This is a genomic window from Enterobacter sp. 237C8, from assembly GCF_034106865.1.
Classification (GTDB): domain Bacteria; phylum Pseudomonadota; class Gammaproteobacteria; order Enterobacterales; family Enterobacteriaceae; genus Enterobacter; species Enterobacter asburiae_B.
Map to the genome: position 1 here is coordinate 1 of NZ_JAWNDF010000016.1, position 26,376 is coordinate 26,376.

Sequence of the window (26,376 nt, forward strand, 5' to 3'; positions counted from 1 at the left end):
AATGCCAGGCGACAACATCAAGATGGTTGTGACTCTGATCCACCCAATCGCGATGGACGACGGTCTGCGTTTCGCAATCCGTGAAGGCGGCCGTACCGTTGGCGCGGGCGTTGTTGCTAAAGTTCTGGGCTAATTAATTATCCCCGAATAAAAAAAGGACGCTTCGGCGTCCTTTTTTGTTTTCTGCCGCTCAGTTACTGTCACAAAATTTCGCATTTTTTGCCTGTTCCCGCCCCGTATTGTGGCGTTTGTGCTATTGTAATCATAACCATTCTCACTTACACTTTGCGCATAATTTGAACGGGAGTCTCTATGTACGTTTGTTTATGTAATGGTGTAAGCGACAAGAAAATACGTCAGGCCGTTCGTCAGTTTCAGCCTCAGTCATTTCAGCAGCTACGCAAATTTGTTCCGGTGGGAAATCAATGCGGTAAATGTGTACGTGCTGCGCGAGAGATCATGCAGGACGAATTGATGCAGATCCCGGAATACAAAGAGATCGCGTAAGCGCCCATCTTTTTTTTGACATCCCTGTAGCCCGATCTACGCTTCAATGAGTGGAAGCGGAGGGACTATATAATGAAAGGTGATGTTAAAATCATAAGTTATCTCAATAAATTATTGGGAAATGAGCTTGTCGCAATTAACCAGTACTTTCTTCACGCGAGAATGTTCAAAAACTGGGGGCTTAAACGTCTGAACGACGTTGAGTACCATGAATCGATCGATGAAATGAAGCACGCTGATAAATATATCGAGCGTATTTTATTCCTTGAAGGCATTCCAAACCTGCAGGATCTTGGAAAGCTGGGCATCGGAGAAGATGTCGAAGAGATGCTGCGTTCCGACCTCAGGCTGGAACTTGAAGGCGCCAAAGATCTCCGTGAAGCCATTGCCTATGCCGACAGCGTACATGACTACGTTAGTCGCGATATGATGATCCAGATCCTGGCCGATGAAGAAGGTCATATTGATTGGCTGGAAACGGAGCTGGATCTGATTGCTAAAATCGGTCTGCAGAACTACCTTCAGTCGCAGATTAAAGTGGAAGAGTAACCACCGTCTTCCAGCCTACGCATAAACCCGCTGCTGCCAGAAATGGCCCAAAAGGCAGTGGGTTTTTTAATGCTCCCTTATCGCCGGTGAGTAACGAAAACACAAGAATGCTAAGTAGCGCCATAAGCGCAGCGAGTAACGCCAGCGTAGGCAGCATGCACCAGCCATGCCACGCACCAAGCGCCGCCAGGTATTTTACATCGCCGTATCCCATCCCTTCACGCCGGCAGATAAACCGATATCCCCAGTAAATAACGGCAAAGCCGACATATCCAGCCATCGCTCCCACCACTGCACTTGGCAGAAAATCAGGTTGGACGCAGAGCTGAAAGAGCAGGCCCGCCCAGAGCAGCGGGCAGAGAAACTTATCCGGAAGCAGTCCGTAGCGAATATCTGCACGGACGAGAAAGGCAGTCAGCGAAAAATAGACCAGCAAAAAGGGGAGGGTGGTTAACATGGAAAAGGCCTCAAAAGGGTTTGAGCGCATCCTCGCTATAATCGACCTGGTCGGCAATCTATAAAAACGACACTTGCGTAGGGGCTCGAGACAAAGTTTTGAGAAGGGATACATTGCGTAAAAAGTTGCGCGCCCTTACGCATACTGCGCCTCTGGCGCTTAATTTCTAAACGCCACTTGCGTCTTGTCCAGATTTACGTATAATGCGCGGGCTTGTCGTAATTGACGGCGGGTTCAATCAGAACCAGAGTAGCTCATTTTGTTACTCAACAATGCTCCCAATTGGGGAGCTACGTAAGAACGGTTACACTCTCCCATCAATCGTAATGGGTTTGAGGAGTAATCATTTTCGTTTATAAAATAATTGGAGCTCTGGTCTCATGCAGAACCAAAGAATCCGTATCCGCCTTAAAGCGTTTGATCATCGTCTGATCGATCAATCAACCGCGGAAATCGTCGAGACTGCTAAGCGCACTGGTGCGCAAGTCCGTGGTCCGATCCCGCTGCCGACCCGCAAAGAGCGCTTCACCGTTCTGATCTCTCCGCACGTCAACAAAGACGCGCGTGATCAGTACGAAATCCGCACTCACAAGCGTCTGGTTGACATCGTTGAGCCAACTGAGAAAACCGTTGATGCTCTGATGCGTCTGGATCTGGCTGCCGGTGTAGACGTGCAGATCAGCCTGGGTTAATCAGGTCATCGAGCGATTGAGAGGTTGATACAATGATTGGTTTAGTCGGTAAAAAAGTGGGCATGACCCGCATCTTCACTGAAGATGGCGTTTCAATCCCAGTAACCGTAATCGAAGTTGAAGCAAACCGCGTTACCCAGGTTAAAGATCTGGCTAACGATGGCTACCGCGCTGTTCAGGTGACCACTGGTGCTAAAAAAGCTAACCGTGTAACCAAACCAGAAGCGGGTCACTTCGCTAAAGCTGGCGTAGAAGCTGGCCGTGGTCTGTGGGAATTCCGTCTTGCTGAAGGCGAAGAGTTCACCGTAGGTCAGGACATTAGCGTTGAGCTGTTTGCTGACGTTAAAAAAGTTGACGTAACCGGTACCTCTAAAGGTAAAGGTTTTGCTGGTACCGTTAAGCGCTGGAACTTCCGTACCCAGGACGCTACCCACGGTAACTCCTTGTCTCACCGCGTTCCGGGTTCTATCGGTCAGAACCAGACTCCGGGCAAAGTGTTCAAAGGCAAGAAAATGGCAGGTCAGCTGGGTAACGAACGTGTGACCGTTCAGAGCCTGGACGTAGTACGTGTTGACGCTGAGCGCAACCTGCTGCTGGTTAAAGGTGCAGTTCCGGGTGCAACCGGTAGCGACCTGATCGTTAAACCAGCTGTGAAGGCGTAAGGGGATAGCAATGGAATTAGTATTGAAAGACGCGCAGAGCGCGCTGACTGTTTCCGAAACTACCTTCGGTCGTGATTTCAACGAAGCGCTGGTTCACCAGGTTGTTGTTGCTTATGCAGCTGGTGCTCGTCAGGGTACTCGTGCTCAGAAGACTCGTGCTGAAGTAACTGGTTCTGGCAAAAAGCCATGGCGCCAGAAAGGTACCGGCCGTGCGCGTTCAGGTTCTATCAAGAGCCCGATCTGGCGTTCAGGTGGCGTGACCTTCGCTGCGCGTCCACAGGACCACAGTCAAAAAGTTAACAAAAAGATGTACCGCGGCGCGCTGAAAAGCATCCTGTCCGAACTGGTACGTCAGGATCGTCTGATCGTTGTCGAGAAGTTCTCTGTTGAAGCGCCTAAAACTAAGCTGCTGGCACAGAAACTGAAAGACATGGCTCTGGAAGATGTGCTGATCATCACCGGTGAGCTGGACGAGAACCTGTTCCTGGCCGCACGTAACCTGCACAAGGTTGACGTACGCGATGCGACTGGTATCGACCCGGTTAGCCTGATCGCCTTCGACAAAGTCGTAATGACTGCTGATGCTGTTAAGCAAGTTGAGGAGATGCTGGCATGATTCGTGAAGAACGTCTGCTGAAGGTGCTTCGCGCACCGCACGTTTCTGAAAAAGCGTCTACTGCGATGGAAAAAACAAACACCATCGTTCTCAAAGTTGCTAAAGACGCGACCAAAGCAGAGATCAAAGCTGCTGTGCAGAAACTGTTTGAAGTCGAAGTCGAAGTCGTTAACACCCTGGTAGTTAAAGGGAAAGTTAAACGTCACGGACAGCGTATCGGTCGTCGTAGCGACTGGAAAAAAGCTTACGTCACCCTGAAAGAAGGCCAGAATCTGGACTTCGTTGGCGGCGCTGAGTAAGTCGGAGGAGTAATACAATGGCAGTTGTTAAATGTAAACCGACATCTCCGGGTCGTCGCCACGTAGTTAAAGTGGTTAACCCTGAGCTGCACAAGGGCAAACCTTTTGCTCCGTTGCTGGAAAAAAACAGCAAATCCGGTGGTCGTAACAACAATGGCCGTATCACCACTCGTCACATCGGTGGTGGCCACAAGCAGGCTTATCGTATTGTTGACTTCAAACGCAACAAAGACGGTATCCCAGCAGTTGTTGAACGTCTTGAGTACGATCCGAACCGTTCCGCGAACATCGCGCTGGTTCTGTACAAAGACGGCGAACGCCGTTACATCCTGGCCCCTAAAGGCCTGAAAGCTGGCGACCAGATTCAGTCTGGCGTTGATGCTGCAATCAAAGCAGGCAACACCCTGCCGATGCGCAATATCCCGGTTGGTTCTACCGTTCATAACGTAGAAATGAAACCAGGTAAAGGCGGTCAGCTGGCACGTTCCGCTGGTACTTACGTTCAGATCGTTGCTCGTGATGGTGCTTATGTCACCCTGCGTCTGCGTTCTGGTGAAATGCGTAAAGTCGAAGCAGACTGCCGCGCTACTCTGGGCGAAGTTGGCAATGCTGAGCATATGCTGCGCGTTCTGGGTAAAGCAGGTGCTGCACGCTGGCGTGGTGTTCGTCCTACCGTTCGCGGTACTGCGATGAACCCAGTCGACCACCCACATGGTGGTGGTGAAGGTCGTAACTTTGGTAAGCACCCGGTAACTCCGTGGGGCGTTCAGACCAAAGGTAAGAAGACCCGCAGCAACAAGCGTACTGATAAATTTATCGTACGTCGCCGTAGCAAATAATTTTAGAGGATAAGCCATGCCACGTTCTCTCAAGAAAGGTCCTTTTATTGACCTGCACTTGCTGAAGAAGGTAGAGAAAGCGGTGGAAAGCGGAGACAAGAAGCCCCTGCGCACTTGGTCCCGTCGTTCAACGATCTTTCCTAACATGATCGGTTTGACCATCGCTGTCCATAATGGTCGTCAGCACGTTCCAGTCTTTGTTACCGACGAAATGGTTGGTCACAAACTGGGTGAATTCGCACCGACTCGTACTTATCGCGGCCACGCTGCTGATAAAAAAGCGAAGAAGAAATAAGGTAGGAGGAAGAGATGGAAACTTTAGCTCAACATCGCCATGCTCGTTCTTCTGCTCAGAAGGTTCGCCTTGTTGCTGACCTGATTCGCGGTAAGAAAGTGTCGCAGGCCCTGGACATCCTGACCTATACCAACAAGAAAGCTGCGGTATTGGTCAAGAAAGTACTGGAATCTGCCATTGCTAACGCTGAACACAACGATGGCGCTGACATCGACGATCTGAAAGTCGCGAAAATTTTCGTAGATGAAGGCCCAAGCATGAAGCGCATTATGCCGCGTGCGAAAGGTCGTGCAGATCGCATCCTGAAGCGCACCAGCCACATTACTGTGGTTGTGTCCGATCGCTGAGACTCTGGAGACTAGCAATGGGTCAGAAAGTACATCCTAATGGTATTCGCCTGGGTATTGTAAAACCATGGAACTCTACCTGGTTTGCGAACACCAAAGAATTCGCTGACAACCTGGACAGCGATTTTAAAGTACGTCAGTACCTGACTAAGGAACTGGCTAAAGCGTCTGTATCTCGTATCGTTATCGAGCGTCCAGCGAAGAGCATCCGTGTGACTATTCACACTGCTCGTCCTGGCATCGTTATCGGTAAGAAAGGCGAAGACGTAGAAAAACTGCGCAAGGTCGTAGCGGATATCGCTGGCGTTCCTGCACAGATCAATATCGCTGAAGTTCGTAAGCCTGAACTGGACGCTAAATTGGTTGCTGACAGCATCACTTCACAGCTGGAACGTCGCGTTATGTTCCGTCGTGCTATGAAGCGTGCTGTACAGAACGCAATGCGTCTGGGCGCTAAAGGTATTAAAGTTGAAGTTAGCGGCCGTCTGGGCGGCGCGGAAATCGCACGTACCGAATGGTACCGTGAAGGTCGCGTACCGCTGCACACTCTGCGTGCTGACATCGACTACAACACCTCTGAAGCGCACACCACTTACGGTGTAATCGGCGTTAAGGTATGGATCTTCAAAGGTGAGATCCTGGGTGGTATGGCTGCTGTTGAACAACCGGAAAAACCGGCTGCTCAACCTAAAAAGCAGCAGCGTAAAGGCCGTAAATAAGGAGCGTCGCTGATGTTACAACCAAAGCGTACAAAATTCCGTAAAGTGCACAAAGGCCGCAACCGTGGTCTGGCGCAGGGTACGGATGTTAGCTTCGGCACTTTCGGTCTGAAAGCTGTTGGCCGTGGTCGTCTGACTGCACGTCAGATCGAAGCAGCACGTCGTGCAATGACCCGTGCAGTTAAGCGTCAAGGTAAGATCTGGATCCGTGTATTCCCGGACAAACCGATCACCGAGAAGCCACTGGAAGTTCGTATGGGTAAAGGTAAAGGTAACGTGGAGTACTGGGTTGCCTTGATCCAACCGGGCAAAGTCCTTTATGAAATGGACGGTGTTCCGGAAGAGCTGGCCCGTGAAGCCTTCGGCCTGGCAGCAGCGAAACTGCCTATCAAAACCACCTTTGTAACTAAGACGGTGATGTAATGAAAGCAAAAGAGCTGCGTGAAAAAAGCGTTGAAGAGCTGAACGCTGAGCTGCTGAACCTGCTGCGTGAGCAGTTCAACCTGCGTATGCAGGCTGCAAGTGGCCAGCTGCAACAGACTCACCTGCTGAAGCAAGTGCGTCGCAATGTTGCACGCGTTAAGACTTTACTGACTCAGAAGGCGGGTGCGTAATGACCGATAAAATCCGTACTCTGCAAGGTCGTGTTGTTAGCGACAAAATGGAGAAATCCATTGTTGTAGCTATCGAACGTATTGTGAAACACCCGATCTACGGTAAATTCATCAAGCGTACGACCAAACTGCACGTACATGACGAGAACAACGAATGTGGTATCGGCGACAAGGTTGAAATCCGTGAATGCCGTCCACTGTCCAAGACTAAGTCCTGGACGCTGGTTCGCGTTGTAGAGAAAGCGGTTCTGTAATACAGTACGCCTTCTCAATACGAATAAACGGCTCAGCGATGAGCCGTTTATTTTTTCTACCCATATTGCAGAAGCGGTGTTATAATGCCGCGCCCTCGATATGGGGCTTTTTAACGGCTCTGATTTTAGAGTCTCAGGTAGTAGTTGACATTAGCGGAGCACTAAAATGATCCAAGAACAGACTATGCTGAACGTCGCCGACAACTCCGGTGCACGTCGCGTAATGTGTATCAAGGTTCTGGGTGGCTCGCACCGTCGCTACGCAGGCGTAGGCGACATCATCAAGATCACCATCAAGGAAGCAATTCCACGTGGTAAGGTCAAAAAAGGTGATGTGCTGAAGGCGGTAGTGGTGCGCACCAAGAAGGGTGTTCGTCGCCCTGACGGTTCTGTCATTCGCTTCGATGGTAATGCATGCGTTATTTTAAACAATAACAGCGAGCAGCCTATCGGCACGCGTATCTTTGGGCCGGTAACTCGTGAACTTCGTACTGAGAAGTTCATGAAAATTATCTCTCTGGCACCAGAAGTACTCTAAGGAGCGAATCATGGCAGCGAAAATCCGTCGTGATGACGAAGTTATCGTGTTAACCGGTAAAGATAAAGGTAAACGCGGTAAAGTAAAAAATGTTCTGTCTTCCGGCAAACTTGTCGTTGAAGGTATCAACCTGGTTAAGAAACATCAGAAGCCGGTTCCGGCCCTGAACCAACCAGGTGGCATCGTTGAAAAAGAAGCTGCTATTCAGGTTTCTAACGTTGCAATCTTCAATGCGGCTACCGGCAAGGCTGACCGTGTAGGCTTTAGATTCGAAGACGGCAAAAAAGTCCGTTTCTTCAAGTCTAACAGCGAAACTATCAAGTAATTTGGAGTAGTACGATGGCGAAACTGCATGATTACTACAAAGACGAAGTAGTTAACAAACTCATGACTGAGTTTAACTACAATTCTGTCATGCAAGTCCCTCGGGTCGAGAAGATCACCCTGAACATGGGTGTTGGTGAAGCGATCGCTGACAAGAAACTGCTGGATAACGCAGCAGCTGACCTGACAGCAATCTCCGGTCAAAAACCGCTGATCACCAAAGCACGCAAATCTGTTGCAGGCTTCAAAATCCGTCAGGGCTATCCGATCGGCTGTAAAGTAACTCTGCGTGGCGAACGCATGTGGGAGTTCTTTGAGCGCCTGATCACTATTGCTGTTCCACGTATCCGTGACTTCCGTGGCTTGTCCGCTAAGTCTTTCGACGGTCGTGGTAACTACAGCATGGGTGTCCGTGAGCAGATCATCTTCCCAGAAATCGACTACGATAAAGTCGACCGCGTGCGTGGTTTGGATATTACCATTACCACTACTGCGAAATCTGACGAAGAAGGCCGTGCTCTGCTGGCTGCCTTTGACTTCCCGTTCCGCAAGTAAGGTAGGGTTACTGAATGGCTAAGCAATCAATGAAAGCACGCGAAGTAAAGCGCGTAGCTTTAGCTGATAAATTCTTCGCTAAACGCGCTGAACTGAAAGCGATCATTTCTGATGTGAACGCTTCCGACGAAGATCGTTGGAATGCGGTTCTCAAGCTGCAGTCTCTGCCGCGTGATTCCAGCCCGTCTCGTCAGCGTAACCGCTGTCGTCAAACAGGTCGTCCACATGGTTATGTGGGCAAGTTTGGGTTGAGCCGTATCAAACTGCGTGAAGCCGCCATGCGCGGTGAAGTGCCAGGCTTGAAAAAGGCTAGCTGGTAATTACCAATTGAATCACGGGAGTAAAGACAGATGAGCATGCAAGATCCGATCGCGGATATGCTGACCCGTATCCGTAACGGTCAGGCCGCGAACAAAGTTGCGGTCACCATGCCTTCCGCCAAGCTGAAAGTGGCAATTGCCAACGTGCTGAAGGAAGAAGGTTTTATCGAAGATTTTAAAGTTGAAGGCGACACCAAGCCGGAACTGGAACTTACTCTTAAGTATTTCCAGGGTAAAGCTGTTGTAGAAAGCATTCAGCGTGTCAGCCGCCCAGGCCTGCGCATCTATAAGAAAAAAGATGAGCTGCCAAAAGTTATGGCTGGTCTTGGTATCGCAGTTGTTTCTACCTCTAAAGGTGTTATGACTGATCGTGCAGCGCGCCAGGCTGGTCTTGGTGGCGAAATTATCTGCTACGTAGCCTAATCGGAGGAAAGAATGTCTCGTGTTGCTAAAGCACCGGTCGTTATTCCTGCCGGCGTTGATGTAAAAATCGACGGTCAGGTTATTACGATCAAAGGTAAAAACGGCGAGCTGACTCGTACCCTCAACAAAGCTGTTGAAGTTAAACATGCAGATAACGCTCTGACCTTCGGTCCACGTGATGGTTTCGTGGATGGATGGGCTCAGGCTGGTACCGCGCGTGCCCTGCTGAACTCAATGGTTGTTGGTGTTACCGAAGGCTTCACTAAAAAGCTTCAGCTGGTTGGTGTAGGTTATCGTGCAGCTATCAAAGGGAATGCAGTAGGCCTGTCTCTGGGCTTCTCACACCCTGTTGAGCATCCGCTGCCGGCCGGTATCACTGCAGAATGTCCGACTCAAACTGAAATCGTGCTGAAAGGCGCTGATAAACAGCTGATCGGTCAGGTTGCAGCAGATCTGCGCGCCTACCGTCGTCCTGAGCCTTACAAAGGCAAGGGTGTTCGTTACGCCGACGAAGTCGTGCGTACCAAAGAGGCTAAGAAGAAGTAAGGTAACACTATGGATAAGAAATCTGCTCGTATCCGTCGTGCGACCCGCGCACGCCGCAAGCTCAAAGAGCTGGGTGCAACTCGCCTGGTGGTACATCGTACCCCGCGTCATATTTACGCACAGGTAATTGCACCGAACGGTTCTGAAGTTCTGGTAGCTGCTTCTACTGTAGAAAAAGCTATCTCAGAACAATTGAAGTACACCGGTAACAAAGACGCCGCTGCAGCTGTAGGTAAAGCTGTTGCTGAACGCGCTCTGGAAAAAGGCATCAGCAATGTTTCCTTTGACCGTTCCGGGTTCCAATATCATGGTCGTGTCCAGGCACTGGCAGATGCTGCCCGTGAAGCTGGCCTTCAGTTCTAAGGTAGAGGTGTAAGATGGCTCACATCGAAAAACAGGCTGGCGAACTGCAGGAAAAGCTGATCGCGGTAAACCGCGTATCTAAAACCGTTAAAGGTGGTCGTATTTTCTCCTTCACAGCTCTGACTGTAGTAGGCGATGGTAACGGTCGCGTTGGTTTTGGTTACGGTAAAGCGCGTGAAGTTCCAGCAGCGATCCAGAAAGCGATGGAAAAAGCCCGTCGCAATATGATTAACGTCGCGCTGAACAACGGTACCCTGCAACACCCAGTTAAAGGTGTTCACACGGGTTCTCGTGTATTCATGCAGCCAGCTTCAGAAGGTACCGGTATCATCGCCGGTGGTGCAATGCGCGCCGTTCTGGAAGTTGCTGGGGTTCATAACGTTCTGGCCAAAGCATATGGTTCCACCAACCCGATCAACGTGGTTCGTGCAACTATTGATGGCCTGGAAAATATGAATTCTCCAGAAATGGTCGCTGCCAAGCGTGGTAAATCCGTTGAAGAAATTCTGGGGTAATTGACCATGGCAAAGACTATTAAAATCACTCAAACCCGCAGTGCAATCGGTCGTCTGCCGAAACACAAGGCAACGCTGCTTGGCCTGGGTCTGCGTCGTATTGGTCATACCGTTGAGCGCGAGGATACTCCCGCTGTTCGTGGTATGGTCAACGCGGTTTACTTCATGGTTAAAGTTGAGGAGTAAGAGATGCGTTTAAATACTCTGTCTCCGGCCGAAGGCTCTAAAAAGGCGGGTAAACGCCTGGGTCGTGGTATCGGTTCTGGCCTCGGCAAAACCGGTGGTCGTGGTCACAAAGGTCAGAACTCTCGTTCTGGCGGTGGCGTACGTCGCGGTTTCGAGGGTGGCCAGATGCCACTGTACCGTCGTCTGCCGAAGTTCGGCTTCACCTCTCGCAAAGCAGCGATCACAGCGGAAATCCGTCTGTCTGACCTGGCGAAAGTTGAAGGCGGCGTTGTAGACCTGAACACGCTGAAAGCAGCAAACATTATCGGTATCCAGATCGAGTTCGCGAAAGTGATCCTGGCTGGTGAAGTTTCTACTCCGGTAACTGTTCGTGGCCTGCGTGTTACTAAAGGTGCTCGTGCTGCTATCGAAGCTGCTGGCGGTAAAATTGAGGAATAAGTAGCAGATGGCTAAGCAACCGGGATTAGATTTTCAAAGTGCCAAAGGTGGATTTGGCGAGCTGAAACGCAGACTGCTGTTTGTTATCGGCGCGCTGATTGTGTTCCGTATTGGCTCTTTTATTCCGATCCCTGGTATCGATGCCGCTGTACTTGCCAAACTGCTTGAGCAACAGCGAGGCACCATCATTGAAATGTTCAACATGTTCTCTGGTGGTGCCCTCAGCCGTGCTTCTATCTTTGCATTGGGTATTATGCCGTACATTTCGGCATCTATTATTATCCAGCTGCTGACGGTCGTTCATCCGGCCCTGGCAGAGTTGAAGAAAGAAGGGGAGTCTGGACGTCGTAAGATTAGTCAGTACACCCGTTACGGTACTCTGGTGCTGGCAATATTCCAGTCGATCGGTATTGCTACCGGTCTGCCGAATATGCCTGGTATGCAGGGCCTGGTGTTAAACCCGGGCTTTGCATTCTACTTCACCGCTGTTGTAAGTCTGGTCACAGGGACTATGTTCCTGATGTGGCTCGGCGAACAGATTACTGAGCGTGGTATCGGTAACGGTATCTCTATCATTATCTTCGCCGGTATTGTTGCGGGCCTCCCGCCAGCCATCGCCCATACTATCGAGCAAGCGCGTCAAGGCGACCTGCACTTCCTCCTGTTGCTGTTGGTTGCAGTATTAGTATTTGCAGTGACGTTCTTTGTTGTCTTCGTTGAACGTGGTCAACGCCGCATTGTGGTGAACTACGCTAAACGTCAGCAAGGTCGTCGTGTCTATGCTGCACAGAGCACACATTTACCGCTGAAAGTGAACATGGCGGGGGTTATCCCGGCTATCTTCGCTTCCAGTATTATTCTGTTCCCGGCGACCATCGCGTCATGGTTCGGGGGCGGTACTGGTTGGAACTGGCTGACAACAATTTCGCTGTATTTGCAGCCTGGGCAACCACTTTATGTGTTACTCTATGCGTCTGCGATCATCTTCTTCTGTTTCTTCTACACGGCGTTGGTCTTCAACCCGCGTGAAACAGCAGATAACCTGAAGAAGTCCGGTGCATTTGTACCAGGAATTCGTCCGGGAGAGCAAACGGCGAAGTATATCGATAAAGTAATGACTCGCCTGACTTTGGTTGGTGCGCTTTATATTACTTTTATCTGCCTGATCCCGGAGTTCATGCGTGATGCAATGAAAGTACCGTTCTACTTCGGTGGGACCTCACTGCTTATCGTTGTTGTCGTGATTATGGACTTTATGGCTCAAGTGCAAACTCTGATGATGTCCAGTCAGTACGAGTCTGCATTGAAGAAGGCGAACCTGAAAGGCTACGGCCGCTAAATGGTCGCCTGAGAAGTTACGGAGAGTAAAAATGAAAGTTCGTGCTTCCGTCAAGAAATTATGCCGTAACTGCAAAATCGTTAAGCGTGATGGTGTCATCCGTGTGATTTGCAGTGCCGAGCCGAAGCATAAACAGCGCCAAGGCTGATTATTTCGCATATTTTTCTTGCAAAGTTGGGTTGAGCTGGCTAGATTAGCCAGCCAATCTTTTGTATGTCTGTACGTTTCCATTTGAGTATCCTGAAAACGGGCTTTTCAGCATGGTGCGTACATATTAAATAGTAGGAGTGCATAGTGGCCCGTATAGCAGGCATTAACATTCCTGATCAGAAACATGCTGTGATCGCATTAACTTCGATCTACGGCGTCGGCAAGACCCGTTCTAAAGCCATTCTGGCTGCAGCGGGTATCGCTGAAGATGTTAAGATCAGTGAGCTGTCTGAAGAACAAATCGACACGCTGCGTGACGAAGTTGCCAAATTTGTCGTTGAAGGTGATCTGCGCCGTGAAATCAGCATGAGCATCAAGCGCCTGATGGATCTTGGTTGCTATCGCGGTTTGCGTCATCGTCGTGGTCTGCCAGTGCGCGGTCAGCGTACTAAGACCAACGCACGTACCCGTAAGGGTCCGCGCAAACCGATCAAGAAATAATCGGGGTGATTGAATAATGGCAAAGGCACCAGTTCGTGCACGTAAACGTGTAAGAAAACAAGTCTCTGACGGCGTGGCTCATATCCATGCTTCTTTCAACAACACCATCGTTACTATTACTGATCGTCAGGGTAACGCATTGGGTTGGGCAACAGCCGGTGGTTCCGGTTTCCGTGGTTCTCGCAAATCCACTCCGTTCGCAGCTCAGGTTGCAGCAGAGCGTTGCGCAGAAGCCGTAAAAGAATACGGCATCAAGAATCTGGAAGTTATGGTTAAAGGTCCGGGTCCGGGTCGTGAATCTACTGTTCGCGCTCTGAACGCCGCTGGTTTCCGCATCACGAATATTACTGATGTGACTCCGATCCCTCATAACGGTTGTCGTCCGCCGAAAAAACGTCGCGTATAACGCTCCGTTTTTTAGGTTAGTTGGAGATAGAAAATGGCAAGATATTTGGGTCCTAAGCTCAAGCTGAGCCGTCGTGAGGGCACCGACTTATTCCTTAAGTCTGGCGTTCGCGCGATCGATACCAAGTGTAAAATTGAACAAGCTCCTGGCCAGCACGGTGCGCGTAAACCGCGTCTGTCTGACTATGGTGTGCAGTTGCGTGAAAAGCAAAAAGTTCGCCGTATGTACGGTGTGCTGGAGCGTCAGTTCCGTAACTACTATAAAGAAGCAGCACGTCTGAAAGGCAACACAGGTGAAAACCTGCTGGCTCTGCTGGAAGGTCGTCTGGACAACGTTGTATACCGTATGGGCTTCGGCGCTACTCGTGCTGAATCACGTCAGCTGGTTAGCCACAAAGCAATCATGGTAAACGGTCGTGTTGTTAACATCGCTTCTTATCAGGTTAAAGCGAATGACGTTGTTAGCATTCGTGAGAAAGCGAAAAAGCAATCTCGCGTGAAGGCCGCTCTGGAGCTGGCTGAGCAGCGTGAAAAGCCAACCTGGCTGGAAGTTGATGCTGGCAAGATGGAAGGTACGTTCAAGCGTCAGCCAGAACGTTCTGATCTGTCTGCGGACATTAACGAACACCTGATCGTCGAGCTTTACTCCAAGTAAAGCTTAGTACCAAAGAGAGGACACAATGCAGGGTTCTGTGACAGAGTTTCTAAAACCGCGCCTGGTAGATATCGAGCAAGTGAGTTCGACGCACGCCAAGGTGACCCTTGAGCCTTTAGAGCGTGGCTTTGGCCATACTCTGGGTAACGCACTGCGCCGTATTCTGCTCTCATCGATGCCGGGTTGCGCGGTGACCGAGGTTGAGATTGATGGTGTACTTCATGAGTACAGCACCAAAGAAGGCGTTCAGGAAGATATCCTTGAAATCCTGCTCAACCTGAAAGGGCTGGCGGTGAGAGTTCAGGGTAAAGATGAAGTTATTCTTACTCTGAATAAATCTGGCATTGGCCCTGTGACTGCAGCCGACATCACCCACGACGGTGATGTTGAAATCGTCAAGCCGCAGCACGTGATCTGCCACCTGACCGATGAGAACGCAGCTATTAGCATGCGTATCAAAGTTCAGCGCGGTCGTGGTTATGTGCCGGCTTCTGCCCGAATTCATTCGGAAGAAGATGAGCGCCCAATCGGCCGTCTGCTGGTCGACGCATGCTACAGCCCTGTAGAGCGTATTGCCTACAATGTTGAAGCAGCGCGTGTAGAACAGCGTACCGACCTGGACAAGCTGGTCATCGAAATGGAAACCAACGGCACAATCGATCCTGAAGAGGCGATTCGTCGTGCGGCGACCATCCTGGCAGAACAACTGGAAGCTTTCGTTGACTTACGTGATGTACGTCAGCCGGAAGTGAAAGAAGAGAAACCAGAATTCGATCCGATCCTGCTGCGCCCTGTTGACGATCTCGAATTGACTGTCCGCTCTGCTAACTGCCTCAAGGCAGAAGCTATCCACTATATCGGTGATCTGGTACAGCGTACCGAGGTTGAGTTGCTGAAAACGCCGAACCTGGGTAAAAAATCTCTTACCGAGATTAAAGACGTGCTGGCTTCACGTGGTCTGTCTCTGGGCATGCGCCTGGAAAACTGGCCACCAGCAAGCATTGCTGACGAGTAACCGGATCACAGGTTAAGGTTTTACTGAGAAGGATAAGGTCATGCGCCATCGTAAGAGTGGTCGTCAACTGAACCGCAACAGCAGCCATCGCCAGGCTATGTTCCGCAACATGGCAGGTTCACTGGTTCGTCATGAGATCATCAAGACGACCCTGCCTAAAGCGAAAGAGCTGCGTCGCGTAGTTGAGCCGCTGATTACTCTTGCCAAGACTGACAGCGTTGCTAATCGTCGTCTGGCATTCGCCCGTACTCGTGATAACGAGATCGTGGCAAAACTGTTTAACGAACTGGGCCCGCGTTTCGCGAGCCGTGCCGGTGGTTACACTCGCATTCTGAAGTGTGGTTTCCGTGCAGGCGACAACGCGCCGATGGCTTACATCGAGCTGGTTGATCGTTCAGAGAAAGCAGAAGCTGCTGCAGAGTAATCTGCAGTAACGTAAAAAAACCCGCTCCGGCGGGTTTTTTTATATCCGCGATATCCCCACTTCTCTACAATGTCTGTATCAATTCTGTTCATCTCCTGGAGCTGGTAATGTGGTTGCTCGACCAGTGGGCAGAACGTCATATTCGCGATGCCCAAAAAAAAGGTGAATTCGACGATCTCCCGGGGAGCGGCGAACGCCTTGCGCTTGACGATGACTCGCACATCGCGCCTGAACTACGGGCTGGTTACCGTTTACTGAAAAATGCGGGCTGTCTCCCCCCGGAGCTCGAACAGCGCAGAGAGGCTGTTGAACTGGCCGATCTTCTCAAAGGGATCCGCTATGACGATCCACGACATTCTGAACTTAGCCGCCGCCTCGCCCTGCTTGAACTCAAGCTGCGCCAGGCTGGTATGAACACTGATTTTCTGCGCGGTGAATACGGTGAAAGATTGATGCAGAAAATAAACGAGGAGTAGTTATGTACCGTATCGGTGAACTTGCGAAGCTTGCGAACGTCACGCCGGATACCATCCGATATTACGAAAAGCAGCAGATGATCGATCATGAAGTTCGGACTGAAGGAGGCTTTCGCCTTTATACCGATAACGATCTGCAGCGCCTGCGGTTTATTCGTTATGCGCGTCAGCTCGGTTTTACACTGGATTCGATCCGTGAGTTATTATCGATCCGCATCGATCCGGAACATCACACCTGCCAGGAATCTAAAAGCATCGTGCAGGCCCGGCTGGATGAAGTTGAAGCGCGTATACAGGAACTGCAAACCATGCAGCGCTCTCTGCAAAGGCTTAATGATGCCTGCTGCGGTACGGCCCACAGCAGCATTTACTGTTCAATTCTCGAAGCCCTTGAACAGGGAGCGAGTGGAGAAACGCAGGGCTGTTGATTTTTAGTTCAACCGGGTCTAGACTCGCTTCGTCATAAACCCTGCTCTGGAGACATTATGAGCCGCTATCAGCACACGAAAGGACAAATTAGGGACAATGCCATTGAGGCGTTACTTCACGACCCGTTATTCAGGCAGCGCGTTGAGAAGAATAAAAAAGGGAAAGGAAGTTATCTGCGTAAAGACAAACATGAAAAACGGGGTAACTGGGAGGCCAGTGGCAAGCAAGCGAATCGCTTATTTACCACTGGCCTTCCTGCTTTTATCTGTTGATTAGACGCGGTTATTTTGCTCTTTTAACAGATCGCGGATCTCACTCAACAGCACTTCTTCTTTCGTTGGCGCAGGTGCTGCAGCCGGCTCTTCTTTTTTACGGTTGAGCCTGTTGATCAGCTTGATGGCCATAAATATGGCAAACGCGACAATCACAAAATCAAATACGTTCTGAATAAATACGCCGTAGTGCATCACTACTGCCGGAACATCACCCTGCGCTTCACGCAGCGTGAAAGCGAACTGTTTGAAATCAATGCCGCCGATTAACAACCCTAAAGGTGGCATGATAATGTCGGCCACTAATGATGAAACAATCTTGCCGAATGCCGCACCAATAATGACACCCACTGCTAAATCTACCACGTTCCCGCGCATCGCAAATTCGCGAAATTCTTTAATAAAACTCATTGTTCTCTCCTTGTGCCAGCTGACGAGTTTAAGTTTAACAAATGATTAGCCAATTGCCATTCGGGATAATTAAACATTATGAAAAATAAAAGGCACAGAAATGGAAAGGATAAAGTAAGGGTGCTCTTACTCGAGCACCCAATTCTTTAAAGGAAGAATGGACTTGGCTGGAATAAACGTTCGACGTCGGTAATAAACTTTTTATCGGTAAGGAACATAATAACGTGATCGCCTTGCTCAATTCGTAAATTATCATTGGCAATCATGACATCATTCCCGCGCACAACGGCGCCGATAATCGTGCCTGGCGGCAGTTTAATTTCGTCGATCGAACGGCCGACGACGCGCGACGTCGTTTCATCTCCATGAGCAACGGCTTCAATAGCTTCCGCTACGCCACGGCGAAGCGATGACACACCGACAATATCCGCTTTACGAACATGGCTCAGGAGCGCGGAAATTGTCGCCTGCTGAGGGGAAATAGCAATATCAATAACGCTGCCCTGAACCAGATCGACATACGCCTTGCGCTGAATAAGCACCATGACTTTTTTTGCCCCCATGCGCTTCGCGAGCATGGCGGACATTATATTCGCCTCGTCGTCGTTGGTGACGGCAATAAAGAGATCAACCTGATCAATATGCTCTTCAGCCAGCAACTCCTGATCAGACGCATCACCATAAAATACAATCGTATTTTGCAGTTTTTCCGCCAGTTCAGCAGCACGCTGTTGATCGCGCTCGATCAACTTCACGCTGTAATCTTTTTCCAGCCGATGTGCCAGACCGGCACCGATATTGCCGCCGCCGACCAGCATAATGCGTTTATAGGGTTTTTCGAGACGCTGAAGTTCACTCATCACCGCACGAATATGCTGTGAGGCCGCAATAAAGAAGACCTCATCACCGGCTTCGACAATCGTTGAACCTTGCGGGCGAATTGGCCTGTCGTGACGGAAAATCGCTGCGACGCGCGTATCGATATGCGGCATATGCTCGCGCATGGTGGAAAGCGCATTGCCGATCAATGGTCCGCCGTAATAGGCCTTAACTACTGCCAGGCTCACTTTGCCCTCGGCAAAGTTCACTACCTGCAGGGCGCCCGGATATTCGATCAGGCGATAGATATTGTCGATAACCAGCTGTTCTGGCGCGATGAGGTGGTCAATGGGGACCGCTTCGGAATTAAACAGTTTTTCAGCATCGCGAACATAGTCCGGAGAGCGAATGCGCGCAATTCGGTTTGGCGTGTTGAAAAGCGAGTAGGCCACCTGACAGGCCACCATATTGGTTTCGTCCGAACTGGTTACCGCAACCAGCATGTCGGCATCGTCGGCGCCCGCCTCACGAAGAACGCGTGGGTGCGAACCATGACCCTGCACCACGCGCAGGTCAAACTTGTCCTGTAAGACACGCAGACGATCGCCGTTGGTATCAACAATTGTGATGTCGTTGTTTTCGCCAACCAGGTTTTCCGCCAGCGTTCCGCCCACCTGTCCTGCACCCAGAATGATAATCTTCATATCTCGTGACCTGTTCTCAACATCACTCTTTGATTAGCTTAGCGTAAAAGAAGCCATCGCCCTCTTCAGCACCCGGCAGGTTCTGCAGACCCGGGGATTCAGGCGTTCCCGTATCGCGCAGCGCGGCGTCCGGGGTACGTTTAAGGAAGGCCGCGATTTGCTGGCTGTTTTCTTCCGGCAGCACGGAGCAGGTTGCATAGACCAGCGTTCCACCAGGCTTAAGATGCGGCCAAATGGCGTCGAGAATGTCGGATTGCAGTTGGGCAAGTTCCTTAATATCACGATCGCGGCGTAGCCACTTGATGTCAGGATGACGACGAATAACACCGGTTGCAGAGCAGGGAGCATCCAGCAAAATGCGATCGAACTGGGTTTCACCACACCATTCTGCGGGTTTGCGTCCATCGCCCTGCTTAACCTGAGCCTTCATGCCGAGACGCTTGAGGTTGTCGTAGACGCGTGAGAGACGCTGTTCATCGACGTCCACTGCCATCACGCTGGCCTGCGGAGCCACTTCAAGAATATGCGTCGTTTTGCCCCCAGGCGCGGCGCACAGATCGAGGATCTGCTCACCATTTTTGGGTTCAAGCCAGGTCATGCAACCCTGAGCCGAGGCATCCTGTACGGTTACCCAGCCTTCATCAAAACCGGGTAATGCATGTACCGGTGCCGGTGAGGCCAGACGTACAGCATCCGGATAGGCTTGATGCGGGAATCCACTCATTCCAGCTTCTTCAAGTAATGCCAGCCATGCGTCACGAGTGTGGTGATTACGATTCACGCGTAGCCACATTGGCGGGCGCTGGTTGTTGGCATCGGCAATCTCCTGCCACTGCTGTGGATAAGCTTTTTTCAGGCGCCTCAACAGCCAGTCCGGGTGCAGAAAACGTGCTTCGCTTTGGGTAAATTCAGCCAGAAGCTCTTCCTGCTGTCTCTGGAACTGACGCAGTACGCCGTTGATCAGACCTTTCAGCTGAGGGCGTTTAATCGCAACGGCGCCTTCAACCGTCTCAGCCAGCGCGGCATGAGGTGGGATGCGGGTATGAAGAAGCTGATAAAAACCCACAATAATCAAATAGTGTACGGTGCGCTGCTTGCCTGTCATTGGGCGTGACATCAGCTTGTTAATCAGCCACTCAAGCTGAGAAAGCGTGCGCAGAACGCCAAAGCAGAGCTCCTGAAGCAAGGCTTTGTCTTTATCAGAGACTTTTTGTTGCAGGGGAGGCAGGACGTTACTTAAGGACTGTCCCTGCTCGATAACCTGCTCAACGGCCTGAGCCGCCATACTGCGTAGATTTTGTTTTTTCATAACCGTAAAAATAAAAATGCCCGGAAACACCGGGCCTTAAGGATAGATTTGCTCAGGCAAGACGATTGCCCGGAATAAACCATTCGCGACGGGAATTTAACAGATCCTGAGCGCTCATGGCCTTCTTGCCGGCCGGTTGTAGCGATTCAAGATTCAGGATCCCTTGCCCAGTCGCCACCTGAATTCCGTTCTTGTTGGCGTCAATAATCGTACCGGGTTCAGCCGTGGTAGTACCGCTAATGACGGAGGCTTTCCAGACTTTCACCGGCTGCTCATCAATCTCCATCCAGCTCATCGGCCACGGATTAAAAGCGCGAATGTAGCGTTCAAGCTGCGCGGCTGACAGGGACCAGTCGATACGCGCTTCTTCTTTGCTCAGTTTTTCGGCATAAGTCACCAGCGCGTCATCCTGAACTTCCGGTTTCGCCGTATTGTCTGCAAGCTGCTGGAGCGTCTCGATAAGCCCTTGTGGGCCAAGGTCTGCCAGTTTGTCATACAGCGTAGCGCTGGTATCGTCTGACGTTATGGGGCACGCCAGTTTATACAGCATATCGCCTGTGTCTAAACCTACGTCCATCTTCATGATAGTAACGCCCGTTTCGGCATCACCAGCCCACAGCGAGCGCTGGATTGGTGCAGCACCACGCCAGCGCGGGAGCAGAGACCCATGCACGTTGATGCAACCCAGGCGGGGCATATCAAGCACAGCTTTTGGCAGAATTAAACCGTAAGCTACCACCACCATTACGTCGGCATTCAGGTCAGCAACCAGCTGCTGATTTTCCTGTGGGCGCAACGATGCGGGCTGGAATACGGGTAGCCCATGCTCTTCTGCCAGCACCTTTACCGGGCTCGGCATCAGTTTTTTGCCGCGACCAGCAGGACGGTCGGGCTGGGTAAAGACGCCAACAACCTGGTGACCAGACGATAACAGCGCGTCAAGATGACGCGCTGCAAAATCAGGGGTTCCCGCGAAGATAATACGTAGTGTTTTAGACACGATGATCCTTGTATCCGGGGGGACGTTATGCGCGAGAACGCAAACGATCCAGTTTCTCTACTTTTTGACGAATACGCTGCTGCTTGAGCGGCGAGAGATAATCGATAAACAGTTTACCGACCAGGTGGTCCATCTCATGCTGAATACAAATCGCCAGCAGGTCGTCTGCTTCCAGTTCGAACGGGTTACCGTCACGATCCAGAGCGCGAATTTTCACCTTTTCGGCACGCGGTACTAAAGCGCGCTGTTCAGGAATGGACAGACAGCCTTCCTCAATACCGGTTTCGCCACTCTTTTCGAGCAGCTCAGGGTTGATCAGCACCAGACGCTCATCGCGATTTTCGGAAACATCAATCACGATAATACGCTTATGAATATCCACCTGCGTCGCCGCCAGGCCAATACCTTCTTCGGCGTACATGGTATCGAACATATCATCAACGATACGCTGGATTTCTGCATTCACTTCTTTGACCGGTTCAGCGACGATGCGAAGGCGCTCGTCCGGAATATGTAACACTTGCAAAACTGCCATAAATTTCCAGAGTCGTGTTCAGGAGTTGATAAGAATACTCCCTCTATTCTAGACAAATCCCCCATCGATTGACAGCATCAGTGACCAATCGCAATGATTGCGGAGGCCGCTTATGGCAGGGGAAAGGATGACGTCTACCGAGATATGGCTACGGCTAGTACACACTGGGTCTCTGTGTGGTGATGTAATGCTGGAAGCGGCTGCGCGACTGCAGAAGCTGGAACACCTCAACGTGCTCGTCGCCAGAGAGGCCGGGCTGACAGCAAAGCAGGCTGAACGGTTCTTTGCACTCGATGAGAGCGAGCTGGAACGTAGCCTTGTGTGGCTTGAGCAGCCGGGACATCATTTATTAACGCCCAACCATCCCCTATATCCCCCTTTGCTCCGTACGATCCCTGATTATCCCGGGGCGTTATTCATAAAAGGTAATCCTGAGGCGCTTAATACCATTCAGCTGGCGGTGGTAGGTAGTCGTGCGCCGTCATGGTACGGCGAGCGATGGGGAAAAATCCTGTGCGAAGAACTGTCTCAAAGCGGTTTCACGATCACCAGCGGGCTGGCCTGCGGTATTGACGGCGTAGCCCACAGCGCGGCGCTGTCAGTTAAGGGACGAAGTGTAGCGGTGCTGGGGAACGGTCTTTTTAGCATTTATCCGCGCCGGCATCAGGCACTGGCGATGCGGCTTATTGAATCTGACGGCGCGATAGTGTCTGAGTTTCCGCTTTCCGCACAGCCCAGGCCGGCAAACTTTCCGCGTCGGAATCGGATTATCAGCGGGCTCAGCAAAGGTGTGCTGGTGGTTGAAGCGGCGCGCCGAAGCGGTTCGCTGGTCACGGCGCGATGCGCGCTCGAACAGGGAAGAGAAGTCTTCGCCTTGCCTGGACCGATAGGTAATCCCGGATGCGAGGGGCCCCACTGGCTGATTAAGCAAGGGGCAACGCCGGTAACGGAAGTAGGAGATATTCTTGAAAATTTGCAATATGGGTTGCAATGGCTGCAGGAAGATCCCGAAAAGCGACAATATTCATCAGATCAGGGAAAGGTGGCATTGCCATTTCCCAAGCTCCTGGCTAACGTAGGAGATGAGGTAACACCTGTTGACGTTGTCGCTGAACGTGCCGGCCAACCTGTGCCAGTAACGGTAGCACAGCTACTCGAACTGGAGTTAGCAGGGTGGATCGCAGCTGTACCCGGCGGCTATGTCCGATTAAGGAGGGCATGCCATGTTCGACGTACTGATGTATTTGTTTGAGACTTACATCCATAACGAAGCAGAAATGCGAGTGGATCAGGACAAATTGACACAGGATCTTACCGATGCGGGGTTTGAGCGGGAAGATATCTATAATGCGTTGATGTGGCTGGAAAAACTGGCTGATTATCAGGAAGGCCTCGCCGAACCGATGCAGCTTGCTTCTGACCCATTGTCAGTACGCATTTATACAGCGGAAGAGTGTGAAAGGCTGGACGCCAGCTGCCGGGGGTTCATCTTATTCCTTGAGCAGATTCAGGTGCTGAACCTCGAAACGAGAGAAATGGTGATAGAGCGCGTCATGGCGCTGGATACAGCAGAATTTGAACTGGAAGATCTCAAGTGGGTGATCCTGATGGTTCTGTTTAATATCCCGGGCTGTGAAAATGCCTATCAGCAAATGGAAGAATTACTCTTTGAAGTGAATGAAGGTATGCTGCACTAATTCAATGTGCAGCACCAAGAGTTGTTATGGCCAAATCAGCACTATTCACGGTGCATAAAAACGAGCCCTGCCCGCAGTGCGGGGCTGAACTTGTTATTCGGTCCGGGAAACACGGCCCGTTTCTCGGTTGTTCACACTATCCGGAATGTGATTATGTCCGTCCCCTGAAAAGCCAGGCGGATGGACATATCGTTAAAATTCTGGAGGGTCAGTATTGCCCACTCTGCGGTGGTAAATTAGCCCTGCGGCAGGGGCGATTCGGCATGTTTATTGGATGTAGCCGCTACCCGGAATGTGAGCATACGGAACAAATTGATAAGCCTGATGAAACGGCAATTGCGTGCCCTCAGTGTCAGCGAGGTCAGTTGGTACAGCGCCGTTCCCGTTATGGTAAGACTTTCCATTCGTGCGATCGCTACCCTGAATGCCAGTTCGTTATCAATTTTAAACCGGTAGCGGGAACCTGCCCTCATTGCAATTATCCGCTACTTATAGAGAAGAAAACCGCGCAAGGCATGAAACGCTTCTGCGCCAGTAAACAATGTGGAAAGCCGGTTACGGCGGATCAAAATAGTGAATAATAACCTGCCATCAGGCTCCATTGCGCATGCTGTGGACGTACTGAAAAAAGAAGAAGTCATCGCCTATCCAACTGAAGCTGTTTTTGGAGTCGGTTGCGATCCTGACAGCGAGACGGCCGTAAGCCGACTGCTTGCCTTAAAACAAAGACCCGTCGAGAAAGGGCTGATTTTGATCGCTGCGAATTATGAGCAGCTTAAACCCTATATCGATGACTCCATGCTGACGCCGGCGCAGCGCGAGACTATCTTCTCCGCGTGGCCTGGCCCGGTAACCTTCGTTTTCCCGGCGCAGCCGACTACGCCTCGCTGGTTAACCGGACGTTTTGATTCCCTCGCCGTTCGCGTAACTGACCATCCGCTGGTGGTTGAACTTTGCCTGGCATTTGGTAAACCGCTGGTCTCAACTAGCGCCAACCTGACCGGATTGCCACCTTGTCGGACAACCGAAGAAGTACTGGCGCAGTTCGGGAATGACTTCCCAGTCGCTGTCGGTGAAACGGGAGGGCGCCTGAATCCGTCTGAAATTCGCGACGCCTTGACCGGCGAACGTTTTCGCCAGGGGTAATCTCATGGAAACCTATGCTGTTTTTGGTAATCCGATAGCACACAGCAAGTCACCGTTGATTCATCAGCAATTTGCGAAGCAGCTGCAGATAAATCATCCCTATGGTCGCGTACTGGCCCCGGTGGATGCATTTATTCCAACGCTGGAGGCTTTTTTCGCCGCGGGCGGTAAAGGCGCGAATGTGACGGTTCCTTTTAAAGAGGAAGCCTTTGAACGTGCGGATGAACTGACCGAGCGCGCTTCACTGGCTGGTGCAGTCAATACCCTAAAACGGCTTGAGGATGGGCGCCTTTTGGGTGACAACACCGACGGAATTGGTTTACTTAGCGATCTGGAACGACTGTCGTTTATTAAGCCCGGGTTTCGGGTCCTGCTGATTGGTGCGGGTGGCGCATCGCGGGGAGTACTGTTGCCTCTGCTTTCACTGGACTGTGCGGTGACCATTACCAACAGAACCTTTTCCCGCGCGGAAGCGCTGGCGGCGTTGTTTGAGCATACCGGCAGCGTGAGCGCGGTAGCGCTTGACGATCTTGCCGATCGTGAGTTCGATCTTGTCATCAATGCCACGTCCAGCGGCATCAATGGCGAGATCCCGTTAATTCCTGCTTCTCTGGTCAGCGCGCATATGTACTTCTATGACATGTTTTATCAGAAAGGGAAAACGCCTTTCCTTAACTGGTGTGAACAACACGGCGCGAAGCAGTTAGCCGATGGACTGGGAATGCTGGTGGGTCAGGCCGCGCATGCGGTGCTGCTCTGGCATGGCGTGTTGCCTGCGGTCGAACCTGTCATTGAAAAGTTAAAGCAGGAGCTTTCGGCGTGAACCAGGCTATCCATTTCCCGGACAGAGAGAACTGGGATGAGACTAAACAAGCGGTCTGTTTTCCGGTGCTGGTGCAGGGGATGCAACTTACCTGTGCCATTCATGGGGAGACGCTGTTGCGCCGTTTTGGCGGTTCAGACCCGATAGCGATATTTTGTGAAAATCGCTGGGATCTGGAAGAGGAAGCCAGCGATTTAATCCGCGAACAGCAGGAAGACGATCAGGGCTGGGTTTGGTTGTCCTGATCCAAATAGTCATTCTTCCAGTTAACGTAGTTGTTCGCCGAGTATTTTAATCCTTCGATCTCCGCCTCCTTCAGGGGGCGGATCTGTTTTACCGGGCTTCCCAGATAGAGATAGCCACTCTCCAGCCGTTTGTTCTGCGGGACCAGGCTACCGGCACCAATCATTACGTCATCTTCTACTATGACGCCATCCAGCAAAATCGACCCCATGCCAACAAGTACGCGATTCCCGATAGTGCAGCCGTGAAGCATCACCTTATGGCCGACGGTAACCTCTTCTCCAATGATGAGGGGATTACCGTCCGGGTTATAGGAGGATTTGTGCGTGACATGCAGAACGCTGCCGTCCTGAATATTGGTACGGGCGCCAATCGACACATAGTTAACATCTCCCCTGATGGCGACGAGGGGCCAGATGCTGACATCATCGGCCATTCGGACATCGCCGAACACCACGCTGCTGGCATCGATCATCACGCGATCGCCTTTTTGGGGGAACAGATCTTTATAAGGACGTAATACTGCGGGCATATCTACCTCTAACAATGAGCGCTATACAGAAGACTTTGATCATATTAATGGATCGCGGCAAGGCAAAATACGTCAATATTTAAGCAGATCGGGCGGGATTTCAGCGAAAAGCGCGGAAAATCAGCAGTCGGAAAAAAAGATCTAAAAAATACTTGTGCTAAAAAATGGGATCCCTATAATGCGCCTCCATCGACACGGCGGATGTGAATCACTTCACAGACAACGCGGTCGGTTGAAGAGAAAAATTCTGAAATAACGGGTTGACTCTGAAAGAGGAAAGCGTAATATACGCCACCTCGCAACGGTGAGCGAAAGCCGCGTTGCACTGCTCTTTAACAATTTATCAGACAATCTGTGTGGGCACTCAAAGTGACATGGATTCTTAATGTCTTCGGACAATAAATGAATACCAAGTCTCTGAGTGAACATACGT

General features: G+C 51.0%; 46 protein-coding genes and 1 pseudogene. 40 read left to right on the plus strand and 7 right to left on the minus strand.

Translation table 11 applies throughout. The features are described 5' to 3' along the window. The 3 genes and pseudogenes from tuf to bfr form a co-directional block, all read left to right on the plus strand. Positions 1–133, plus strand: a pseudogene (tuf, locus tag USF70_RS21425) (elongation factor Tu); the annotation flags it as partial. A gap of 179 nt (positions 134–312) precedes the next feature. Beyond that, complete coding sequence (bfd, locus tag USF70_RS21430; RefSeq protein ID WP_008503493.1) at positions 313–507, plus strand: bacterioferritin-associated ferredoxin; 195 nt, start codon at positions 313–315, stop codon at positions 505–507. 72 nt (positions 508–579) lie between these two features. Beyond that, positions 580–1,056 carry a bacterioferritin gene (gene bfr, locus USF70_RS21435; protein WP_008503492.1) on the plus strand — a complete coding sequence of 159 codons (477 nt, stop codon included), beginning with the start codon at positions 580–582 and terminating at the stop codon, positions 1,054–1,056. Here the strand turns inward: bfr and USF70_RS21440 are convergent. Further along, complete coding sequence (locus USF70_RS21440; protein ID WP_064673113.1) at positions 1,040–1,513, minus strand: prepilin peptidase; 474 nt, start codon at positions 1,511–1,513, stop codon at positions 1,040–1,042. The two genes, bfr and USF70_RS21440, sit on opposite strands and share 17 nt — an antisense overlap. Before the next feature lie 380 nt (positions 1,514–1,893). Between USF70_RS21440 and rpsJ the strand changes: the two genes are divergently transcribed. From rpsJ to USF70_RS21595, 31 genes are all read left to right on the plus strand, one after another. Next, positions 1,894–2,205 carry a 30S ribosomal protein S10 gene (rpsJ, locus tag USF70_RS21445; protein ID WP_001181005.1) on the plus strand — a complete coding sequence of 104 codons (312 nt, stop codon included), beginning with the start codon at positions 1,894–1,896 and terminating at the stop codon, positions 2,203–2,205. A 32-nt stretch (positions 2,206–2,237) separates the two neighbouring features. Continuing rightward, positions 2,238–2,867: a 50S ribosomal protein L3 gene (rplC, locus tag USF70_RS21450; protein WP_006178923.1), complete on the plus strand. Its 630-nt coding sequence runs from the start codon at positions 2,238–2,240 to the stop codon at positions 2,865–2,867. A gap of 10 nt (positions 2,868–2,877) precedes the next feature. Beyond that, positions 2,878–3,483 (plus strand): 50S ribosomal protein L4, encoded by a 606-nt coding sequence (gene rplD, locus USF70_RS21455; protein WP_000424395.1) that lies wholly within the window; start codon positions 2,878–2,880, stop codon positions 3,481–3,483. Beyond that, positions 3,480–3,782, plus strand: a complete 303-nt coding sequence (gene rplW / locus USF70_RS21460) for a 50S ribosomal protein L23 (protein WP_000617546.1) — start codon at positions 3,480–3,482, stop codon at positions 3,780–3,782. The genes rplD and rplW overlap by 4 nt, the downstream gene beginning before the upstream one ends. Before the next feature lie 17 nt (positions 3,783–3,799). Continuing rightward, the gene (gene rplB, locus USF70_RS21465) at positions 3,800–4,621 is read left to right on the plus strand and encodes a 50S ribosomal protein L2 (RefSeq protein ID WP_000301859.1); all 822 of its coding nucleotides are present in this window, start codon (positions 3,800–3,802) and stop codon (positions 4,619–4,621) included. 16 nt (positions 4,622–4,637) lie between these two features. Continuing rightward, a complete protein-coding gene (rpsS, locus tag USF70_RS21470) occupies positions 4,638–4,916 on the plus strand; it encodes a 30S ribosomal protein S19 (RefSeq protein WP_001138117.1) in 279 nt (92 codons plus the stop codon). A gap of 14 nt (positions 4,917–4,930) precedes the next feature. After that, positions 4,931–5,263 (plus strand): 50S ribosomal protein L22, encoded by a 333-nt coding sequence (gene rplV, locus USF70_RS21475; protein WP_002919773.1) that lies wholly within the window; start codon positions 4,931–4,933, stop codon positions 5,261–5,263. A gap of 17 nt (positions 5,264–5,280) precedes the next feature. Further along, the gene (rpsC, locus tag USF70_RS21480) at positions 5,281–5,982 is read left to right on the plus strand and encodes a 30S ribosomal protein S3 (protein WP_000529945.1); all 702 of its coding nucleotides are present in this window, start codon (positions 5,281–5,283) and stop codon (positions 5,980–5,982) included. Between the two features lie 12 nt (positions 5,983–5,994). Then, positions 5,995–6,405 (plus strand): 50S ribosomal protein L16, encoded by a 411-nt coding sequence (gene rplP, locus USF70_RS21485; protein ID WP_002919759.1) that lies wholly within the window; start codon positions 5,995–5,997, stop codon positions 6,403–6,405. Next, positions 6,405–6,596: a 50S ribosomal protein L29 gene (gene rpmC / locus USF70_RS21490; RefSeq protein WP_003863282.1), complete on the plus strand. Its 192-nt coding sequence runs from the start codon at positions 6,405–6,407 to the stop codon at positions 6,594–6,596. The genes rplP and rpmC overlap by 1 nt, the downstream gene beginning before the upstream one ends. Beyond that, positions 6,596–6,850, plus strand: coding sequence for a 30S ribosomal protein S17 (gene rpsQ / locus USF70_RS21495; RefSeq protein ID WP_008503489.1), 255 nt, complete (start codon positions 6,596–6,598; stop codon positions 6,848–6,850). The genes rpmC and rpsQ overlap by 1 nt, the downstream gene beginning before the upstream one ends. A 166-nt stretch (positions 6,851–7,016) precedes the next feature. Continuing rightward, a complete protein-coding gene (gene rplN / locus USF70_RS21500) occupies positions 7,017–7,388 on the plus strand; it encodes a 50S ribosomal protein L14 (protein ID WP_002919748.1) in 372 nt (123 codons plus the stop codon). Positions 7,389–7,398: 10 nt separating this feature from the next. Continuing rightward, positions 7,399–7,713, plus strand: a complete 315-nt coding sequence (rplX, locus tag USF70_RS21505; RefSeq protein WP_003863287.1) for a 50S ribosomal protein L24 — start codon at positions 7,399–7,401, stop codon at positions 7,711–7,713. 14 nt (positions 7,714–7,727) lie between these two features. Then, complete coding sequence (rplE, locus tag USF70_RS21510; RefSeq protein WP_001096206.1) at positions 7,728–8,267, plus strand: 50S ribosomal protein L5; 540 nt, start codon at positions 7,728–7,730, stop codon at positions 8,265–8,267. Between the two features lie 14 nt (positions 8,268–8,281). Beyond that, positions 8,282–8,587, plus strand: coding sequence for a 30S ribosomal protein S14 (gene rpsN / locus USF70_RS21515; protein ID WP_003863291.1), 306 nt, complete (start codon positions 8,282–8,284; stop codon positions 8,585–8,587). Between the two features lie 30 nt (positions 8,588–8,617). Beyond that, positions 8,618–9,010, plus strand: a complete 393-nt coding sequence (rpsH, locus tag USF70_RS21520; protein WP_006178918.1) for a 30S ribosomal protein S8 — start codon at positions 8,618–8,620, stop codon at positions 9,008–9,010. Between the two features lie 12 nt (positions 9,011–9,022). Then, positions 9,023–9,556, plus strand: a complete 534-nt coding sequence (gene rplF, locus USF70_RS21525) for a 50S ribosomal protein L6 (protein WP_003863296.1) — start codon at positions 9,023–9,025, stop codon at positions 9,554–9,556. A gap of 9 nt (positions 9,557–9,565) precedes the next feature. Further along, a complete protein-coding gene (gene rplR, locus USF70_RS21530) occupies positions 9,566–9,919 on the plus strand; it encodes a 50S ribosomal protein L18 (protein ID WP_003863297.1) in 354 nt (117 codons plus the stop codon). A 14-nt stretch (positions 9,920–9,933) separates the two neighbouring features. Then, positions 9,934–10,434: a 30S ribosomal protein S5 gene (gene rpsE / locus USF70_RS21535; RefSeq protein ID WP_003863299.1), complete on the plus strand. Its 501-nt coding sequence runs from the start codon at positions 9,934–9,936 to the stop codon at positions 10,432–10,434. Positions 10,435–10,440: 6 nt separating this feature from the next. After that, positions 10,441–10,620 (plus strand): 50S ribosomal protein L30, encoded by a 180-nt coding sequence (gene rpmD, locus USF70_RS21540; protein ID WP_003863301.1) that lies wholly within the window; start codon positions 10,441–10,443, stop codon positions 10,618–10,620. Between the two features lie 3 nt (positions 10,621–10,623). Further along, complete coding sequence (gene rplO, locus USF70_RS21545; RefSeq protein ID WP_003863304.1) at positions 10,624–11,058, plus strand: 50S ribosomal protein L15; 435 nt, start codon at positions 10,624–10,626, stop codon at positions 11,056–11,058. Positions 11,059–11,065: 7 nt separating this feature from the next. Further along, a complete protein-coding gene (gene secY, locus USF70_RS21550; protein WP_003863305.1) occupies positions 11,066–12,397 on the plus strand; it encodes a preprotein translocase subunit SecY in 1,332 nt (443 codons plus the stop codon). A 31-nt stretch (positions 12,398–12,428) separates the two neighbouring features. Next, complete coding sequence (gene rpmJ / locus USF70_RS21555) at positions 12,429–12,545, plus strand: 50S ribosomal protein L36 (protein ID WP_000868187.1); 117 nt, start codon at positions 12,429–12,431, stop codon at positions 12,543–12,545. A 146-nt stretch (positions 12,546–12,691) separates the two neighbouring features. Then, the gene (gene rpsM / locus USF70_RS21560) at positions 12,692–13,048 is read left to right on the plus strand and encodes a 30S ribosomal protein S13 (RefSeq protein ID WP_003863308.1); all 357 of its coding nucleotides are present in this window, start codon (positions 12,692–12,694) and stop codon (positions 13,046–13,048) included. A 16-nt stretch (positions 13,049–13,064) separates the two neighbouring features. Then, entirely contained in the window at positions 13,065–13,454 is a 390-nt protein-coding gene (gene rpsK, locus USF70_RS21565) for a 30S ribosomal protein S11 (RefSeq protein WP_003863312.1), read from the plus strand. 33 nt (positions 13,455–13,487) lie between these two features. Next, positions 13,488–14,108 carry a 30S ribosomal protein S4 gene (gene rpsD / locus USF70_RS21570; protein ID WP_004868345.1) on the plus strand — a complete coding sequence of 207 codons (621 nt, stop codon included), beginning with the start codon at positions 13,488–13,490 and terminating at the stop codon, positions 14,106–14,108. 25 nt (positions 14,109–14,133) lie between these two features. Further along, a complete protein-coding gene (locus tag USF70_RS21575) occupies positions 14,134–15,123 on the plus strand; it encodes a DNA-directed RNA polymerase subunit alpha (protein ID WP_002919219.1) in 990 nt (329 codons plus the stop codon). A 40-nt stretch (positions 15,124–15,163) separates the two neighbouring features. Beyond that, positions 15,164–15,547, plus strand: coding sequence for a 50S ribosomal protein L17 (gene rplQ / locus USF70_RS21580; protein ID WP_001216368.1), 384 nt, complete (start codon positions 15,164–15,166; stop codon positions 15,545–15,547). Positions 15,548–15,654: 107 nt separating this feature from the next. Then, a complete protein-coding gene (locus USF70_RS21585; protein WP_064673112.1) occupies positions 15,655–16,023 on the plus strand; it encodes a DUF1992 domain-containing protein in 369 nt (122 codons plus the stop codon). Between the two features lie 2 nt (positions 16,024–16,025). Further along, positions 16,026–16,451: a Zn(2+)-responsive transcriptional regulator gene (zntR, locus tag USF70_RS21590; protein ID WP_029740638.1), complete on the plus strand. Its 426-nt coding sequence runs from the start codon at positions 16,026–16,028 to the stop codon at positions 16,449–16,451. Between the two features lie 57 nt (positions 16,452–16,508). Next, positions 16,509–16,724 (plus strand): alternative ribosome-rescue factor A, encoded by a 216-nt coding sequence (locus USF70_RS21595; protein ID WP_033146785.1) that lies wholly within the window; start codon positions 16,509–16,511, stop codon positions 16,722–16,724. Here the strand turns inward: USF70_RS21595 and mscL are convergent, their stop codons facing one another. The 5 genes from mscL to def all read right to left on the minus strand — a co-directional run bounded on the left by mscL (position 16,725) and on the right by def (position 21,502). Beyond that, positions 16,725–17,135 carry a large-conductance mechanosensitive channel protein MscL gene (gene mscL / locus USF70_RS21600; protein ID WP_023309449.1) on the minus strand — a complete coding sequence of 137 codons (411 nt, stop codon included), beginning with the start codon at positions 17,133–17,135 and terminating at the stop codon, positions 16,725–16,727. A gap of 146 nt (positions 17,136–17,281) precedes the next feature. After that, complete coding sequence (gene trkA, locus USF70_RS21605) at positions 17,282–18,658, minus strand: Trk system potassium transporter TrkA (RefSeq protein WP_008503482.1); 1,377 nt, start codon at positions 18,656–18,658, stop codon at positions 17,282–17,284. Positions 18,659–18,680: 22 nt separating this feature from the next. Beyond that, entirely contained in the window at positions 18,681–19,967 is a 1,287-nt protein-coding gene (gene rsmB, locus USF70_RS21610) for a 16S rRNA (cytosine(967)-C(5))-methyltransferase RsmB (RefSeq protein WP_320736002.1), read from the minus strand. Positions 19,968–20,019: 52 nt separating this feature from the next. Continuing rightward, positions 20,020–20,967 carry a methionyl-tRNA formyltransferase gene (gene fmt, locus USF70_RS21615; RefSeq protein ID WP_232939430.1) on the minus strand — a complete coding sequence of 316 codons (948 nt, stop codon included), beginning with the start codon at positions 20,965–20,967 and terminating at the stop codon, positions 20,020–20,022. A gap of 25 nt (positions 20,968–20,992) precedes the next feature. Next, a complete protein-coding gene (def, locus tag USF70_RS21620; RefSeq protein WP_006812188.1) occupies positions 20,993–21,502 on the minus strand; it encodes a peptide deformylase in 510 nt (169 codons plus the stop codon). A 127-nt stretch (positions 21,503–21,629) separates the two neighbouring features. Here def and dprA point away from each other — a divergent pair, with 127 nt between their 5' ends. From dprA to USF70_RS21650, 6 genes are read left to right on the plus strand one after another with little or no spacing between them, the layout of a single operon-like run. Continuing rightward, a complete protein-coding gene (dprA, locus tag USF70_RS21625) occupies positions 21,630–22,754 on the plus strand; it encodes a DNA-protecting protein DprA (RefSeq protein ID WP_232939432.1) in 1,125 nt (374 codons plus the stop codon). Beyond that, on the plus strand, positions 22,726–23,199 hold the full coding sequence (smg, locus tag USF70_RS21630; protein WP_008503477.1) for a DUF494 family protein Smg: 474 nt from the start codon (positions 22,726–22,728) through the stop codon (positions 23,197–23,199). Before dprA ends, smg begins: the two co-directional genes overlap by 29 nt. A 26-nt stretch (positions 23,200–23,225) precedes the next feature. Further along, positions 23,226–23,780: a type I DNA topoisomerase gene (locus USF70_RS21635; protein WP_232939434.1), complete on the plus strand. Its 555-nt coding sequence runs from the start codon at positions 23,226–23,228 to the stop codon at positions 23,778–23,780. Next, positions 23,773–24,345 carry an L-threonylcarbamoyladenylate synthase type 1 TsaC gene (gene tsaC / locus USF70_RS21640; protein WP_033146781.1) on the plus strand — a complete coding sequence of 191 codons (573 nt, stop codon included), beginning with the start codon at positions 23,773–23,775 and terminating at the stop codon, positions 24,343–24,345. Before USF70_RS21635 ends, tsaC begins: the two co-directional genes overlap by 8 nt. Before the next feature lie 4 nt (positions 24,346–24,349). After that, complete coding sequence (aroE, locus tag USF70_RS21645; protein ID WP_033146780.1) at positions 24,350–25,168, plus strand: shikimate dehydrogenase; 819 nt, start codon at positions 24,350–24,352, stop codon at positions 25,166–25,168. Continuing rightward, complete coding sequence (locus tag USF70_RS21650; protein WP_033146779.1) at positions 25,165–25,413, plus strand: DUF1488 domain-containing protein; 249 nt, start codon at positions 25,165–25,167, stop codon at positions 25,411–25,413. The genes aroE and USF70_RS21650 overlap by 4 nt, the downstream gene beginning before the upstream one ends. Here the strand turns inward: USF70_RS21650 and USF70_RS21655 are convergent. Continuing rightward, on the minus strand, positions 25,389–25,943 hold the full coding sequence (locus tag USF70_RS21655; protein ID WP_210867486.1) for a gamma carbonic anhydrase family protein: 555 nt from the start codon (positions 25,941–25,943) through the stop codon (positions 25,389–25,391). The genes USF70_RS21650 and USF70_RS21655 overlap by 25 nt on opposite strands. Positions 25,944–26,376: the final 433 nt, after the last annotated feature.